Source organism: Polynucleobacter sp., from assembly GCF_030693775.1.
GTDB lineage: Bacteria > Pseudomonadota > Gammaproteobacteria > Burkholderiales > Burkholderiaceae > Polynucleobacter.
Genome location: NZ_JAUXZY010000004.1, coordinates 121,131 through 135,613 on the forward strand (window position 1 = coordinate 121,131; position 14,483 = coordinate 135,613).

13 protein-coding genes are annotated in these 14,483 nt (G+C 50.5%); 7 read left to right on the forward strand and 6 right to left on the reverse strand.

Annotated elements, in window-relative coordinates; translation table 11 throughout:
* The first annotated feature begins 60 nt into the window (after positions 1 to 60).
* The 3 genes from Q8M75_RS03370 (at position 61) to Q8M75_RS03380 (ending at position 5,972) form a co-directional block, all read left to right on the forward strand.
* Entirely contained in the window at positions 61 to 1,599 is a 1,539-nt protein-coding gene (locus tag Q8M75_RS03370) for an efflux transporter outer membrane subunit (protein WP_305486174.1), read from the forward strand.
* A 164-nt stretch (positions 1,600 to 1,763) separates the two neighbouring features.
* A complete protein-coding gene (locus Q8M75_RS03375) occupies positions 1,764 to 2,915 on the forward strand; it encodes an efflux RND transporter periplasmic adaptor subunit (RefSeq protein ID WP_371131768.1) in 1,152 nt (383 codons plus the stop codon).
* Between the two features lie 21 nt (positions 2,916 to 2,936).
* Positions 2,937 to 5,972 (forward strand): efflux RND transporter permease subunit, encoded by a 3,036-nt coding sequence (locus Q8M75_RS03380; RefSeq protein ID WP_305486176.1) that lies wholly within the window; start codon positions 2,937 to 2,939, stop codon positions 5,970 to 5,972.
* Between the two features lie 21 nt (positions 5,973 to 5,993).
* Here Q8M75_RS03380 and Q8M75_RS03385 read toward each other — a convergent pair whose 3' ends face one another.
* From Q8M75_RS03385 to Q8M75_RS03395, 3 genes are read right to left on the reverse strand one after another with little or no spacing between them, the layout of a single operon-like run.
* Complete coding sequence (locus Q8M75_RS03385; RefSeq protein WP_305486178.1) at positions 5,994 to 6,632, reverse strand: glutathione S-transferase family protein; 639 nt, start codon at positions 6,630 to 6,632, stop codon at positions 5,994 to 5,996.
* Between the two features lie 10 nt (positions 6,633 to 6,642).
* The gene (locus Q8M75_RS03390) at positions 6,643 to 7,146 is read right to left on the reverse strand and encodes a flavin reductase family protein (RefSeq protein WP_305486180.1); all 504 of its coding nucleotides are present in this window, start codon (positions 7,144 to 7,146) and stop codon (positions 6,643 to 6,645) included.
* Between the two features lie 20 nt (positions 7,147 to 7,166).
* On the reverse strand, positions 7,167 to 7,448 hold the full coding sequence (locus Q8M75_RS03395; RefSeq protein ID WP_305486182.1) for a hypothetical protein: 282 nt from the start codon (positions 7,446 to 7,448) through the stop codon (positions 7,167 to 7,169).
* A 94-nt stretch (positions 7,449 to 7,542) separates the two neighbouring features.
* On the opposite strand from Q8M75_RS03395, the gene Q8M75_RS03400 reads away from it, so the two are divergent.
* Positions 7,543 to 8,526: an MDR family oxidoreductase gene (locus tag Q8M75_RS03400; protein WP_305486184.1), complete on the forward strand. Its 984-nt coding sequence runs from the start codon at positions 7,543 to 7,545 to the stop codon at positions 8,524 to 8,526.
* On the opposite strand, the gene Q8M75_RS03405 is transcribed toward Q8M75_RS03400, so the two are convergent.
* Positions 8,523 to 8,717, reverse strand: a complete 195-nt coding sequence (locus Q8M75_RS03405) for a DUF1289 domain-containing protein (RefSeq protein WP_305486185.1) — start codon at positions 8,715 to 8,717, stop codon at positions 8,523 to 8,525. The two genes, Q8M75_RS03400 and Q8M75_RS03405, sit on opposite strands and share 4 nt — an antisense overlap.
* 31 nt (positions 8,718 to 8,748) lie before the next feature.
* Between Q8M75_RS03405 and Q8M75_RS03410 the strand changes: the two genes are divergently transcribed.
* Entirely contained in the window at positions 8,749 to 9,840 is a 1,092-nt protein-coding gene (locus Q8M75_RS03410; RefSeq protein ID WP_305486188.1) for an MBL fold metallo-hydrolase, read from the forward strand.
* Here the strand turns inward: Q8M75_RS03410 and Q8M75_RS03415 are convergent.
* Positions 9,764 to 10,192: a PhaM family polyhydroxyalkanoate granule multifunctional regulatory protein gene (locus Q8M75_RS03415; protein ID WP_305486191.1), complete on the reverse strand. Its 429-nt coding sequence runs from the start codon at positions 10,190 to 10,192 to the stop codon at positions 9,764 to 9,766. The genes Q8M75_RS03410 and Q8M75_RS03415 overlap by 77 nt on opposite strands.
* A 77-nt stretch (positions 10,193 to 10,269) precedes the next feature.
* On the opposite strand from Q8M75_RS03415, the gene Q8M75_RS03420 reads away from it, so the two are divergent.
* Together Q8M75_RS03420 and metH are read left to right on the forward strand one after the other, a co-directional pair.
* Entirely contained in the window at positions 10,270 to 11,337 is a 1,068-nt protein-coding gene (locus tag Q8M75_RS03420) for a homocysteine S-methyltransferase family protein (RefSeq protein WP_305486192.1), read from the forward strand.
* Positions 11,334 to 14,075, forward strand: coding sequence for a methionine synthase (metH, locus tag Q8M75_RS03425; protein WP_305486194.1), 2,742 nt, complete (start codon positions 11,334 to 11,336; stop codon positions 14,073 to 14,075). The genes Q8M75_RS03420 and metH overlap by 4 nt, the downstream gene beginning before the upstream one ends.
* Before the next feature lie 31 nt (positions 14,076 to 14,106).
* Here metH and Q8M75_RS03430 read toward each other — a convergent pair whose 3' ends face one another.
* Entirely contained in the window at positions 14,107 to 14,424 is a 318-nt protein-coding gene (locus Q8M75_RS03430; protein ID WP_305486197.1) for a DUF1840 domain-containing protein, read from the reverse strand.
* Positions 14,425 to 14,483: the final 59 nt, after the last annotated feature.

Sequence of the window (14,483 nt, forward strand, 5' to 3'; positions counted from 1 at the left end):
CTTCGGATAGGCCTAGAGCGCCGAATAAAGCCCCTTATCTGTGTTCAAATAAGGGTTGCCATGAGCGAATCAATACTTAGCCCATCACCCTGCATTCAAAGACGCGTGTACTTAGCTCAGCGTGCATTCGTTGCGCTCTTAGCGGCTAGCCTGGTCGCGTGTGCAGCAGGCCCGGATTTCAAGCAGCCAGATGCTCCAAAAGTAGCTCGCTTTACTGAAAAGCCGACGGCTACTACATTGGCTACTGCGCCGAACGTAGCTGGAGGAACTGAGCAGCAGATTATTCCAGATACCGATATTCCGGCAGAGTGGTGGACCTTATTTAAATCACCTCAGCTGGATAAGTTGATTAAAACCGCCTTGGAGCAAAATCCCAATTTGGCTGCCGCAGATGCAGCTCTGCGGGTTGCTCAGGAAAATGTGAACGCACAAATTGGTGGGCAGTATTTTCCAAGCATTGGCCTAGGTGGTAACGCAACGCGCCAACAACAATCCTTAGCCACATTTGGCCTGCCCGGTCAAAATATTTATAACGTATACAACACCTCGATTAATTTAGGATATCGTGTAGATGTATTTGGCGCTGCGAGACGAGCCGTGGAGAGCGCGCGTGCGCAAGCAGAGATTAGTCAATTCCAACTCGAAGGCGCATACCTTGCTTTAACGGCCAATATCGTGACAGCGGCCGTTCGCGAAGCCGCACTGCGCGCGCAGTACGCTGCCACATCCGAGATTCTAAAAGCCCAACAAAATTTTGCAGACGTAACCGAGCGTCAGCTTGCCATCGGCACTGTATCGCGGGTAGACCTGACCTCCCAGCAAACCTTAGTGGCGAACTCCCAGGTCGATTTATTGACTTATGAACGTAATCTCGCTTTTGCACGCAATCAGCTTGCCGTCTATACCGGCGCATTTCCTAGCAATGCGCAGATCGCTGAATTCGAGTTAGCCAATTTACATTTACCCGATAAGCTCCCACTGTCTCTGCCATCGAACTTGGTGCGGCAGCGCCCCGATATTCGGGCGGCTGAGGCCTTACTGAAATCAACCAACGCCTTAGTGGGCGTGGCTACCGCCAATCTTTTGCCACAAATTAATCTGAGTGCTAGCGTCGGCTCAGTGGCGCTATCCTCAGGCGCCTTATTTGGACCTTCGGCAGCAATTTGGAGTGTTGCTGGCGGGGTGTTTCAACCCTTGTTTCAGGGCGGACAGCTGCTAGCGCAGCGGCGTGGTGCGATTGCGGGTTACGAACAGGCAGTATTTCAGTACCAGGCTACTGTCCTTACCGCCTTTCAAGAGGTAGCCGATGCCCTACGTGCGCTAGAGACGGGTGCCCAGTCTTTAAAGGCCGCTGCCGATGCCGAGCGCTACTCAAAAGAAACCTTGGATTTAGTGCAAGAACAATACAAGCTTGGAACTAGTAGCTATTTAGCTGTGCTGTATTACCAAAACCTGTATCAGCAGGCCAAGGTGAAATTTGTGCAGGCGCAGGCGGTACGCTTTGCAGATACAGCCGCGCTGTTTGCTGCCCTAGGCGGAGGCTGGTGGAATCGAGATGGTCCGGCATACCAACCGAATGTTGCAAGGAATGCGCAATGAAATCATTGCAGGAATTTATTCAAACACTGAAGTCTAAAGTACATGAGTGGAAACTAATGGAATACGTCAGCAAGGCATGGACTGCAATAAGTCATTTATTTAGTCGCATTGGCAATACGCTGCGTTTGCGTGAGCGCTTCAAGGGTACAAAAACCTATGCCAAGCTGATGGCGATGACGCCGTTGCGCCGCCGCATGATCGTCATGCTGGTCTCTGTCTGCATACTGCTTGGATTGCTAGTTGGTTTCAATACACTGAAAACCGCATTAATCACCTACTTTATCTCCAGTATGGGCTTGCCCCCTGCAACGGTATCGACGATGGTGGTAGAGGAAGATGAGTGGCAGCCAACCTTAAGTAGTGTGGGTAATATTCGCGCGTTTCGCGGCGTTGACTTAAGTGCCGAGACTGGCGGAGCCGTCTTAAATGTGTCGGTTAAATCCGGGATGGATGTGAAGAAGGGCGATTTGTTAATTCAGCTCAATGACGCAGCAGACATTGCTCAGCTCAACTCCTTTAAAGCAATGGCTGATTTAGCGAAGGTGATTAACGAGCGCGATAAACAACAGCTGGCCATTCAAGCGATTAGTAAAAATGTCTTCGATACAAGCGCGGCAGACGCTAAGTCAAAAGCAGCGCAGGTTGAGCAGCAGGCTGCGCTGGTTGCAAAGAAGAGTATCAAAGCTCCGTTTAGCGGCCGCGTCGGCATCATTGCGATTAACCCAGGCCAATATGTCAATGCAGGCGATAAGATGCTGACCTTGCAAACACTTGATCCCATTTTTGTGGACTTCACCTTGCCGCAAAGTACGGCAGGCATGATTCAAGTAGGACAAGAGATTGAAATGAAGACCGATGCATTTAAGGATGCTGGGTTCAAAGGCAAGATTACGGCCGTGAGCCCAAAGGTTGAGCTCAATACGCGCAATATGCAAATTGAGGCAATGGTGAGTAATCCCGATAAAAAGGTATTGCCAGGCATGTTTGCAAACGTCACCATCAACTTGGGCGATCGTGTCAAATACCTCACCCTGCCTCAAACAGCCATTACCTACAATCCCTACGGTAGCACTGTCTTCATTGCTCGCAAAACCGATCGCATGGATAAGCAAGGCAAGCCGCTGATTGAAGCCGAGCAGGTATTTGTGACAACAGGCCTCACCCGGGGTGATCAAGTCGCGATTGTCAAAGGCCTTGAGCCAGGCGTGATGGTAGTCACCAGCGGACAACTCAAATTAAAAAATGGCACGCCATTGATTATTAATAATAAAGTCCAGCCCAGCTTTAATCCCAATCCAAAGCCACAAGAACAATAAATCGAGCGAACTGACTAATTTATGAAGTGGACTGATCTATTTATTCGCAGACCGGTATTGGCGCTGGTGGTGAGTGCGCTCATTCTGGTGTTTGGACTGAAGTCTGCTAGCACCTTACCAGTCAATCAGTACCCGCAAACTCAAAATGCCATCGTTACCATCACGACCGCATATTTTGGAGCAGATCCTGAAACGATTGCTGGCTTCATTACCCAACCCTTAGAGGCGGCGATTGCACAGGCCCAGGGCATTGATTACCTCTCGTCAACCAGCATTAGCGGCATCTCCACCATTATTGCAACCTTGCAGCTAAATTACGATGCTAATAAAGCGCTGACACAAATCAACACGCAAATTAGCTCCGTTCGCAATCAATTGCCACCGCAGGCCCAGCAGCCTGTCCTAACCGTGCAGGTTGGTCAATCCACTGCAGCAATGTATTTGGGTTTTTACAGTGACGTTATTCCCAATAACAGCACAACCGATTACCTGTTGCGCGTCGTAAAGCCAAAGCTTGACTCGGTCGCTGGCGTTCAAAATGCCGAGATTTTAGGTGGTCGTAAGTTTGCCCTGCGCGCTTGGCTGGATCGTGATCGCATGGCTGGTGTGGGCGTAGGAGCAGATGACGTCTATAACGCGCTTGCCGCCAATAATTACCTCTCTGCCGTTGGCAGCACGAAGGGTGAAATGGTGGCGGTAGATTTAGTGGCTGGAACTGATCTACATACCTTGGATGAATTCCGTAAATTGGTAGTTAAGCGCAATGGCGCGGACATTGTTTACTTAGATCAAGTGGCAACAGTAAGCCTGGGATCGGATGACTACAACACCAATGTGGCATTTAGCGGTAAGCAGTCGGTGTTTATTGGTATCAAAGTGGCACCCGATGCGAATTTGCTTGATGTTGCAGAGCGGGTGCGCGCGGTCTTGCCCGATATTCAGAGGCAGTTGCCAACCGGCTTAGTTGGCAACATTGTCTATGACTCAACGAAATTCATCACCACCTCCATTGACGAGGTGGTAGCTACTTTACTTGAGGCCCTCCTCATTGTGACCGTGGTGATCTTCTTATTCTTGGGAAGCTTCCGAGCAGTCGCCGTGCCTGTCATTGCGATGCCACTATCGCTCATCGGCACATTCTTCTTAATGCAGGTCTTGGGTTATTCCATTAATTTGCTTACCCTGCTTGCCTTGGTTTTGGCGATTGGCTTGGTCGTGGATGACGCCATCATTGTGGTGGAGAACGTCGATCGCCATATGAAAGAGGGTAAATCGCCACTCGAAGCATCCTTGATTGCGGCGCGGGAACTCGGCAATCCGATTCTGGCAATGACCGTAGTACTCATCGCTGTTTATATTCCGATTGGCTTTCAGGGCGGCCTTACCGGGGCGTTATTCACCGAATTTGCATTTACCTTAGCCAGTGCGGTAGCAGTTTCTGGAGTGGTAGCGTTGACGCTGTCGCCCATGATGTGCTCCCGCATTTTTACCGAAGGGCAAGAGACTACTCCCTTTGTGAAAAAAATTGATGCGATTTTTGATCGCGTGCATCACCGCTATCAGACTTTGTTACGTGACCTATTAAGTACCTGGCAGGTCATTATCGTGATGGGCGTATTTTTGCTGGGCGGAGTTGCGTACCTGTATGCAACTGCCCATTCGGAGTTAGCACCCATTGAAGACCAAGGCATTGTGCTGATGCAGGCCTCTGGCCCGCCTAATGCCACGGTCAATCAAATGCAAACCTATGCTGATCAGATTCAAAAAATCGCTGCTGCCGAGCCGGAATATTTGCAGATGTTCCAAATTACGAGTGCGACCAGCAGTTTTGGTGGCGTACTGATGAAGGATTGGAATGAGCGTAGCCGCAGTGCGTCGGCTTTTCAGCAAGACATGCAGAATAAGTGGAATAGCATTGCCGGCGTCCGAGTTGCCGCCTTCCAGTTTCCTGCTTTGCCAGGGGCCCAGGGCTTACCGGTACAGGTGGTTATTAATACCACCGAGTCATACGAGAACCTCAATGAGGTATCTCAGGCCGTGCTCGACAAAGCGCGTAAGAGCGGTATGTTTTTCTTTGTGGATAGCGACTTAAAGATTGATAAACCACAAAACGTCTTAGAGATTGACCGCGAAAAAGTCGCCGCATTGGGCATGACCCAGCGCGACGTAGGCAATGCACTTTCAGCTGCGCTTGGCGGAGGCTTTGTAAATTACTTTTCAGTTTCTGGCAGATCGTATCGGGTGATTCCACAGGTGAAGCAGGTCGATCGACTCAATCCAGATCAAATATTGGATTACTATATTCGCACTCCCAGCGGTGAGATGATTCAGGCGCGGACCATTGCCAGCATTAAGCAGCGCGTCGTTCCACAATCCATCAATCATTTCCAGCAGCTGAATTCCGCTACGATTATTGGTGTGAGTACACCATTCGTATCCCAAGAAGAGGTCCTCAAGTTTATTGCGCAGTCATTAAAAGAAGTAGCGCCTAATGGTTACTCCATTGATTACGCCGGACCATCACGGCAGTTCATGAATGAGTCTGGTGGCTTCCTAGTCACCATGTTCTTTGCGATTTTGATCGTCTTCTTAGTATTAGCCGCTCAGTTTGAGAGTTTCCGTGACCCGATTGTGATTTTGGTTTCGGTGCCGCTGGCTTTATTTGGTGCACTGATCTTTATTAATCTCGGTTTCACCACACTAAATGTCTACACCCAGGTTGGCCTTGTGACGCTCATGGGGCTCATTAGTAAGCACGGTATTTTGATTGTGGAGTTTGCTAATGAGTTGCAGGCGGCAGGGCGTAGCAAGCTTGATGCGATTGTCGAAGCCAGTAGCGTTCGTTTGCGCCCCATTCTCATGACGACAGCAGCGATGGTCTTGGGTGTGATCCCCTTGGTGATTGCATCGGGCGCTGGTGCTGCGGGGCGCCAATCCATGGGGATTGTGATCTTTACTGGCCTCTCGATCGGTACTTTATTTACCCTGTTTGTGGTGCCTGCGATGTACCTCTTTATTGGCGCTGATCACCAAGCCAAGAAATTCAAGCAAGCTTAGGGCGTTCCCGCCCTAAGCTGTTTAGGCTACGGTGAGATAGGCGGTTTCGCTTTCTAAACGTTTCATCCACGCCTCAATACCTGGGTAGGAAGTGCGCTCACCCACTCGCTCAGGAAACTTCTCGGCCAACATGATCCAGCGGTTGACGCAGAGGCCTAAAGCAATATCGGCGAGGCTAAAGCGGTTGCCGGCGCAATACAGATGGGATTCCAAGGCTTGATTGAGGATCTTCAGTTGGCCGCTGGCCGTTGCATAGTCCTTGCGAATCAAATCATAGTTCCGTTCATTTTCAGGGGTTCGTGTCAGACCTAAAAATGCTGGCCGCATGGCTGGCCAGAACGTAGTGAGTTGCCAATCCATCCACTTGTCAGCAGAGGCTTGGCTATTAATGTCAGCCGGGTAGCGTCCGTTCTGGTCATACTTGCGAGCGAGGTAACGCAAAATGGAATTGGATTCCCACAGTACGAAGGATTCATCTTGCAGTGTCGGCACTAAGCCGTTCGGATTTAATGCCAAGAATTCAGGGGTATTGACCACACCAAATTGCAGACCAGCATCGATGCGTTCATAGTCTACGCCTTCTTTAAGCCCAAGCTCATTTAGGCACCATAGAATTTTTTGGACGTTGATTGACGTGGTTCTACCCCAAAGACGCATCATGAAAAATCCTTTATTCGATTGGGGCGCGCTCAGGTAAACGCAGGCCCATAAATTGACTACGTGAAAATACTAGTGGATCTCGTGCTTCATGGTGTTGCATGTTCACGATGCGCGCCACAATAATACGGTGATCACCGCCTGGATGAGCGGCAATGGTTTCGCACTCAAAGTAGGCGACACAATCGGGCAGCATTGCTAGGCCAGAAGGGGTGGTGACAAGGTCGACGCCCGCAAATTGATCGCTAGTACTTTTGGCAAAGCGCATGGCGATATCTTCTTGTGATCGCTCTAAAACATGAATCAATTGTTTTTTGCCAACTGCAAACGCATCCATCAATACGGAACGCTCAGACAGACTCCAAAGCACGAGGGGCGGATCTAAGGAAACGGTATTAAATGAACTAATCGTGACGCCAACAGCTTGACTGTTGTTTCCAATGCCAGTGATGACCGTTACGCCAGTAGCGAAACTAGAAAATGCCTTACGTAATTCGGTGGGTGAAGCTGAACTCATGAAGGGCTTTATCTTTAAACTTATTTGGTTGGCGTAATGCTGGTGCCAGGAATGGGTGTCAGTATTTCATTTTCTTCTGCACGAACGCACTTGAAGCGATATTCATTCGATGCTTTGGAGATAAAGCTGGCGCCCATGTAAAAGTCAGACTGACAGGCTTTCGTAGCAAAATTCATGACGTCTTGTGGCGCCGCAGAAGACTGAATGAGGCGCATATTCCCCATCGACATCTTGATGTCAGTGGAAGAGCAGCCGGCGATAAGGAGGGTAAGCAGCCCAAGAGGGAGTAGAATTTTTTTCATGGAACGCTCCATAATTCGTAATGCTTGTTAGGATAAACGGTTTACGGTCTGCGAGTGAAAATTAGCGGTATGGCTTTGTATTGAAAGGAAAACGATGTTTAAGGCAATTGTTATAAATAAAGACGACAAAGGCTACCGTGCTGAGCTGGGCCAGCTTGAGGAATCAGCGCTTCCAGCGGGGGATGTGCGTGTTCGCGTGCAGTATTCCACGCTGAATTACAAAGATGGCTTGGCAATTACAGGTAAAGGCCCGGTGGTTAGAAGCTTTCCAATGGTTCCTGGGATTGATTTTGCAGGGGAGGTGCTGGAAAGTACATCGCCTGAATTTAAGGTCGGTGATGCCGTTTTGCTCAATGGCTGGGGTGTAGGCGAGGGCCACTGGGGTGGTTTAGCCCAGCAGGCAAGGGTTAAGGCGGACTGGCTTATTCCATTGCCAAAGGGCTTTACCGCTAAACAGGCCTTAGCGATTGGAACTGCTGGATATACCGCCATGCTGTGTGTCATGGCATTACAAAAACATGGCGTCAAGCCAGCTGACGGTGAAGTGCTGGTTACTGGCGCTGCGGGCGGAGTTGGTAGTTTTGCAATAGCCCTGCTGAGCAAGCTTGGTTTTACGGTAGTTGCTAGTAGCGGTCGCCCCCAAGAGACGGAGTACCTTCGGTCTTTGGGTGCAACTGAAGTGATTGATCGGAGTAGCTTATCGGAGCCGGGTAAGCCTTTGGCCCGCGAGCGCTGGGCTGCCGTGGTCGATAGCGTAGGCAGTCACACCTTAGTCAATGCATGCGCAGCAACGAAGAGTGAAGGCGCGGTAGCTGCCTGTGGCCTTGCGCAAGGCATGGATTTTCCAGGTACGGTAGCACCCTTCATTTTGCGTGGCGTTACCCTTTATGGCATCAATAGCGTGACCGTGCCTAAAGCCAAGCGCATTGCAGCGTATGAACAGCTGAGCGCCTTGGTAGACCTAAAGACATTGGATGCCATTTCCCATGAAATTAGTTTGGGTGAGGCAATTGAGTATGCCGACGCCTTAATGAAAGGCAATGTTCGGGGCCGGGTGATTGTGGACGTGAATCGTTAAGGCAGTGGGCTTAATGATGGATCATCGCCTTGCAGTGTTTGACGTAGCGGAAGCTGAAGATTAATCGCACCTTGTTCGTCCTCAGATAAAGAGGACCAGCGTGCGATTTCATCCAGCGTGCGAAAGCAACCCAGGCAATAACCGGTTTGCGGATGCATTTCACACCAATTGACGCAAGGCGATTTGACCACTGAACTATCCTTTTATAAAACCAAGTAAGCAATGAAAACGCCACCGATTACAAACGCAGCTGACCTGAATTCAATTCAATATCCCTGGGGCGATCAATTGCCTGAGAAGGGGATTCCATTCGAATTGCTACCCGGAGTACGCTGGATCAGAATGCCTCTGCCCTTCGCCTTGGATCATATCAATCTCTGGTTAATTCGGGATGACTTTAATGGCAGGGCGGGCTGGACCATTGTTGACTGCGGTATTGCAAATGACGAGACCCGGGCCATTTGGGAAGAGATTGAGCGAACCCAGCTGGAAGGACTGCCCGTGCTGCGGGTCATTGTGACCCATATGCACCCAGATCACGTTGGCCTAGCGCAATGGCTGTGTGAGCGCTGGCAAGTGCCATTGTGGATGTCGATGTCCGATTACCTCACTGCACAGTGGCTAAGCCATGATCAAGGCGGCGCTGCCATTGGCGCCACTCCTGGCAGTGGCGGTGCTGCAGACCATTTTCAACGGCACGGCCTTGCCAGCAGCGACGATCTCGAGAAACTCCGTGGCCGAGCAGACTATTACAAGCGTATGGTGCCTGGTGTGCCAAAGCGCTACCGCCGCATCATGGAGGGCGAGCAGATTGAGATGGGTGGACATCAATGGCAGGTCATCATGGGTTATGGTCATGCCCCGGAACACGCCAGTCTTTACTGTGCTGCATTGGGCTGTTTCATTTCGGGGGATATGGTGTTGCCGCGCATCTCGACCAATGTGAGCGTCTACGATGCCGAGCCTGACGCCGATCCACTTGGCTTGTATTTGGATTCTTTACTAAAGTACACAGCATTGCCAAAAGATACCGTGGTGCTGCCCTCGCATGGCAAACCCTTTAGGGGCCTGCATTACCGCATCAAGCAGCTACAAGAACACCACGTCGACCGCTTGGCTGAAACCTTGGGTGCATGCAGCGTTCCGCACCATGCCCGCGATATTGTTCCGGTGCTATTTAAGCGTAGCCTGGATACCCATCAAATGAGTTTTGCCATGGGCGAAGCGATTGCCCACCTCAATCACCTGTGGCGTCAAGGAAAGTTGCGCCGCGAGCTTTCTTCCGACGGGGTGTGGATGTTTTGCGCGGTTTAGTTGTAGCGGTTTTTTTGCTGGAGTCAGCACTTTCGTCGGACTTAGGCGTCATGGCCTCCCCAAAGGACTTCAGTGCCAATAGGGTTGCATGCTGGACCTCGAGACCCTGAATCGTCGTTTTCAGGATGCTGTGGTTCATGGAAAGCCAGTTTTCAACGCTTTTTAAGTCCTTAATTCGCTTTTCAAGCTCATCAATATCCACCCCTGGAAAGCCAGCAAATCCAGCAGGGCCTTTTGATGGGTCGGCCGTAAACGGAAACTGTCCTGGATTTTGGCCGGCAGCAACCCCTTGCCCCCACATAGTCTTGAGCATTTCCATGCTTTGATTGAATTCAGGAATGGTTCCAAACATACGGCCTCCAAGTCGGCTTGATGCCGATAAAGTCATTAGAATAGTGGGTTACTAAGATTAACCCCTCTATTTAAACAATGCAATCAAACGGTTCCAATTTGGTATTTACCCGCGGTAGCGAATTACCAGCGCTGCTAAACGACCGCATCCTGATCTTGGACGGCGCCATGGGAACCATGATTCAGCAATACAAGTTGAGCGAAGCCGATTACCGTGGCCTGCCGGGCAATACCCGTTTTGCTGATCATCCGGGGGATCTGAAGGGGAACAATGAGCTTTTGGTGTTAACGCAGCCCCACATCATCCAAAAAATCCATGAAGACTATTTGGAGGCGGGCGCGGACATCATTGAAACCAATACCTTTGGCGCGACTTCGGTGGCGCAAGAGGACTACAAAATGCCAGGTTTGGCACGCGAGATGAATGAGGCGGCTGCACGTTTAGCGCATGATGCTTGTGCCAAATTCAGCACACCTGAAAAACCGCGTTTTGTTGCCGGTGCCATTGGCCCCACGCCAAAGACTGCCAGTATCTCGCCAGACGTCAATGATCCAGGCGCGCGCAACATTAGCTTTGATGCCTTACGTGATACCTACCGCGAGCAAATTGAAGGTTTGTATGCGGGTGGCGTTGACCTTTTCTTAGTCGAAACCATTTTTGATACCTTAAATGCGAAAGCGGCGATGTTTGCTCTCGATGAATTTTTTGAGGATACCGGCGTGAAGTTGCCCGTCATGGTTTCTGGAACAGTGACCGATGCGTCAGGACGAATTTTGTCTGGGCAAACCGTCGAAGCGTTTTGGAATAGCTTGCGCCACATCAAGCCACTCACATTTGGTTTGAATTGCGCGCTCGGAGCAGCCTTGATGCGCCCCTACATTGCTGAGCTGGCCCGCATCTGCAATACCGCGGTCTCGTGTTACCCCAATGCAGGCCTGCCAAACCCCATGAGTGATACCGGCTTTGATGAGACGCCGGAAATTACTTCTGCGCTGGTGGATGGTTTTGCGAAAGATGGATTAGTCAATCTGGTGGGTGGCTGCTGTGGAACCACTCCAGATCACATCCGCGCGATTGCCAATGCAGTTGCGAAGCGCAAGCCAAGGGTCTTTTACCGTGAGCCCCAAGCAGAGGTAGCAGAATGAGCAAGCGCGTGATTGCCCCAATGCGTTTGTCTGGCCTCGAGTCGTATAACGTCAGTCCAGTGGTTGGCTTCGTCAATATTGGTGAGCGCACCAACGTGACGGGATCAAAAGCCTTCTCGCGCATGATTTTAAATAATCAATTTGATGAAGCCTTGGCCGTAGCACGGCAGCAAGTTGAAAGTGGCGCGCAGATTATTGACATCAATATGGATGAGGCCATGCTCGATTCAGAGGCAGCCATGGTGCGCTTTCTGAATCTGATTGCATCTGAGCCCGATATTGCGCGTGTGCCTATCATGATCGACTCATCGAAGTGGAGCATCATCGAGGCCGGCTTGAAATGTGTCCAAGGTAAGCCCATCGTCAATTCGATTTCTTTAAAAGAAGGTGAAGAAGCATTTCGGCATCAAGCTAAGCTGATCCGTCGCTATGGAGCCGCCACAGTAGTCATGGCATTTGATGAAAAAGGGCAGGCTGATACCTATCAACGTAAAACAGAAATTTGCCAGCGTTCGTATCAAATTTTGGTAGACGAAATTGGATTTCCTGCGGAAGACATTATTTTTGATCCCAATATTTTTGCGATTGCAACCGGGATTGAAGAGCACGATAACTACGCGGTTGATTTTATCAATGCAACGCGCTGGATTAAAGAAAATCTACCGGGCGCGAAAGTCAGCGGCGGTGTTTCCAATGTGAGCTTTTCCTTCCGCGGCAATGATCGTGTTCGTGAAGCTATTCATACCGTATTTTTGTACCATGCGATTCAGGCAGGCATGGACATGGGCATTGTGAATGCCGGACAGCTTGGGGTCTATGCCGACTTAGATCCAGAGTTGCGCGAGCGGGTGGAAGACATTGTGCTCAACCGCTTTAAAGAAAAGGATGGCCAAACTCCAACCGAGCGCTTATTGGCAATCGCGGATCAATTTAAGGGCGACGGTATCAAGCAAGTCGAGAATCTCGTATGGCGTGAAGCGCCGGTACGGGATCGCTTAACGCACGCCTTGGTGCACGGCATTACCAACTTTATTTTGGACGACACCGAAGAGTTGCGCGCGGATATCATGGGTTCCGGCGGCCGTCCGATTGAAGTGATTGAGGGCCCCCTCATGGATGGCATGAACGTGGTCGGCGATTTGTTCGGTGAAGGCAAAATGTTTTTGCCGCAAGTCGTAAAAAGTGCGCGTGTCATGAAGCAGGCCGTAGCGCACCTTATTCCCTATATTGAAGAAGAAAAACGCTTGCACGTTGCTGCAGGCGGGGAAGCCAAAGCCAAGGGCAAGATTGTGATGGCAACTGTTAAGGGCGATGTCCATGACATTGGCAAAAACATTGTGACCGTTGTTCTTCAATGCAATAACTTTGAAGTAGTCAATATGGGTGTGATGGTGCCTTGTGCTGAGATTCTGAAGGTAGCCAAGGAAGAGAAGGCCGATATTGTCGGGCTATCTGGTTTGATTACTCCTTCGCTTGAGGAGATGACCTACGTTGCCCAAGAAATGCAGCGTGATCCGTATTTCCGTGACCAGCAGTTGCCTTTGATGATTGGTGGGGCGACTACATCCCGCGTTCATACTGCAGTCAAGATTGCGCCGCACTATGACGGTCCGGTGGTGTATGTACCGGATGCGTCACGCTCCGTCTCGGTTGCATCCAGCTTGCTCTCAGATGAGAGTGCCAGTAAGTTTATTCAAGACTTGCGCGATGACTATGATCGCATCCGCTTACAGCATGCCAATCGTAAAGCAGTGCCAACCATTTCACTGGAAGCGGCACGCCAAAATCGAGAGAAAATCGATTGGACTACCTACACGCCAGAGAAGCCTAAATTTATTGGTCGCCGCGTCTTCAAAAACTTTGCCCTCAGTGAAATTGCCAAGTTCATTGACTGGACCCCGTTTTTTCAAACCTGGGATTTGGCGGGCAAGTTCCCGGCCATCCTCGAGGATGAGGTGGTTGGCGTTGAGGCCAAAAAAGTATTCGCTGATGCCCAGGCTCTATTAGAGAAGCTCGTAAAAGGACAATGGCTGCAGGCAGATGGCGTAGTTGCGTTTTATCCTGCTAACACCATTGGCGATGACATTGTGTTGTATAGCGATGAAACGCGTGAGCATCCCCTATTTGTCTGGCATAACTTACGCCAGCAGTCAGAGCGGCCAGTGGTCGATGGAGTAAAGCGACCCAATCGCTGCCTTGCAGACTACGTTGCGCCGCGGGATTCTGGAGTGGCGGATTACGTCGGCTGTTTTGCTGTTACAACCGGACACGGCGTTGAAAAGAAAGTCGCTGAATTTCAGGCAAAAAACGACGATTACAACGCCATCATGCTCAAGGCCTTAGCAGATCGCCTAGCGGAGGCCTTTGCTGAACTCATGCACCACCGCGTGCGTACTGATCTGTGGGGTTATGCCAGCGATGAGTCCCTAACAAATGAGGCCATGATCGATGAGCAATATCGCGGCATTCGGCCGGCACCCGGTTATCCAGCCTGCCCGGCCCATGAGGTCAAGCGCGATATGTTGCGCATCGTTGGCGCGGAAGACATTGGCATGACCCTAACCGAGTCTTTTGCAATGGATCCCGCCTCCAGTGTGAGCGGATTTTATTTGGCGCACCCCAATGCGCAGTATTTCAACGTTGGTAAGGTGGCAGCAGATCAAGTCGAGGATTTAGCCAAGCGCCGTGATGAATCAGTTGAAACCGTGCGCCGGTCTCTATCAAGCTCTTTGGAGTGATTCCCTGCCTTTGTATAGCAAAGGCTTGTCTTTAGACGCCCCAGACGATGGGTTCATTTGCAGCCCGAGATTGCTTCATGAGTTCTAGAAAGGGGAAGGCCCGCTGCCCTAGACGATCGGCAGTCGGCTTTTCTTGGTCAGAGTCTGAGGGTGTGTCGGGAGCGCTACTTTTGGAGGCTACATCGGCCGCAATGGCGGATTCAAGGCGAGCAATAAACTCCGGCAAACGCTCTGCGACCAAAATGCCCCGTTTCTCTAGGGGGTGCTCAATGATGTCAAAAATGCGTTGGCTCAAATCCGAGAGCATGATGACATCGGGGCCTGCTTTGGAGTGAAATTGGTAGATCATAATTTAGCTTACCACCTTTAAGAAGCCCCTATTCATAATCGGCCACTACGCCTGATAAA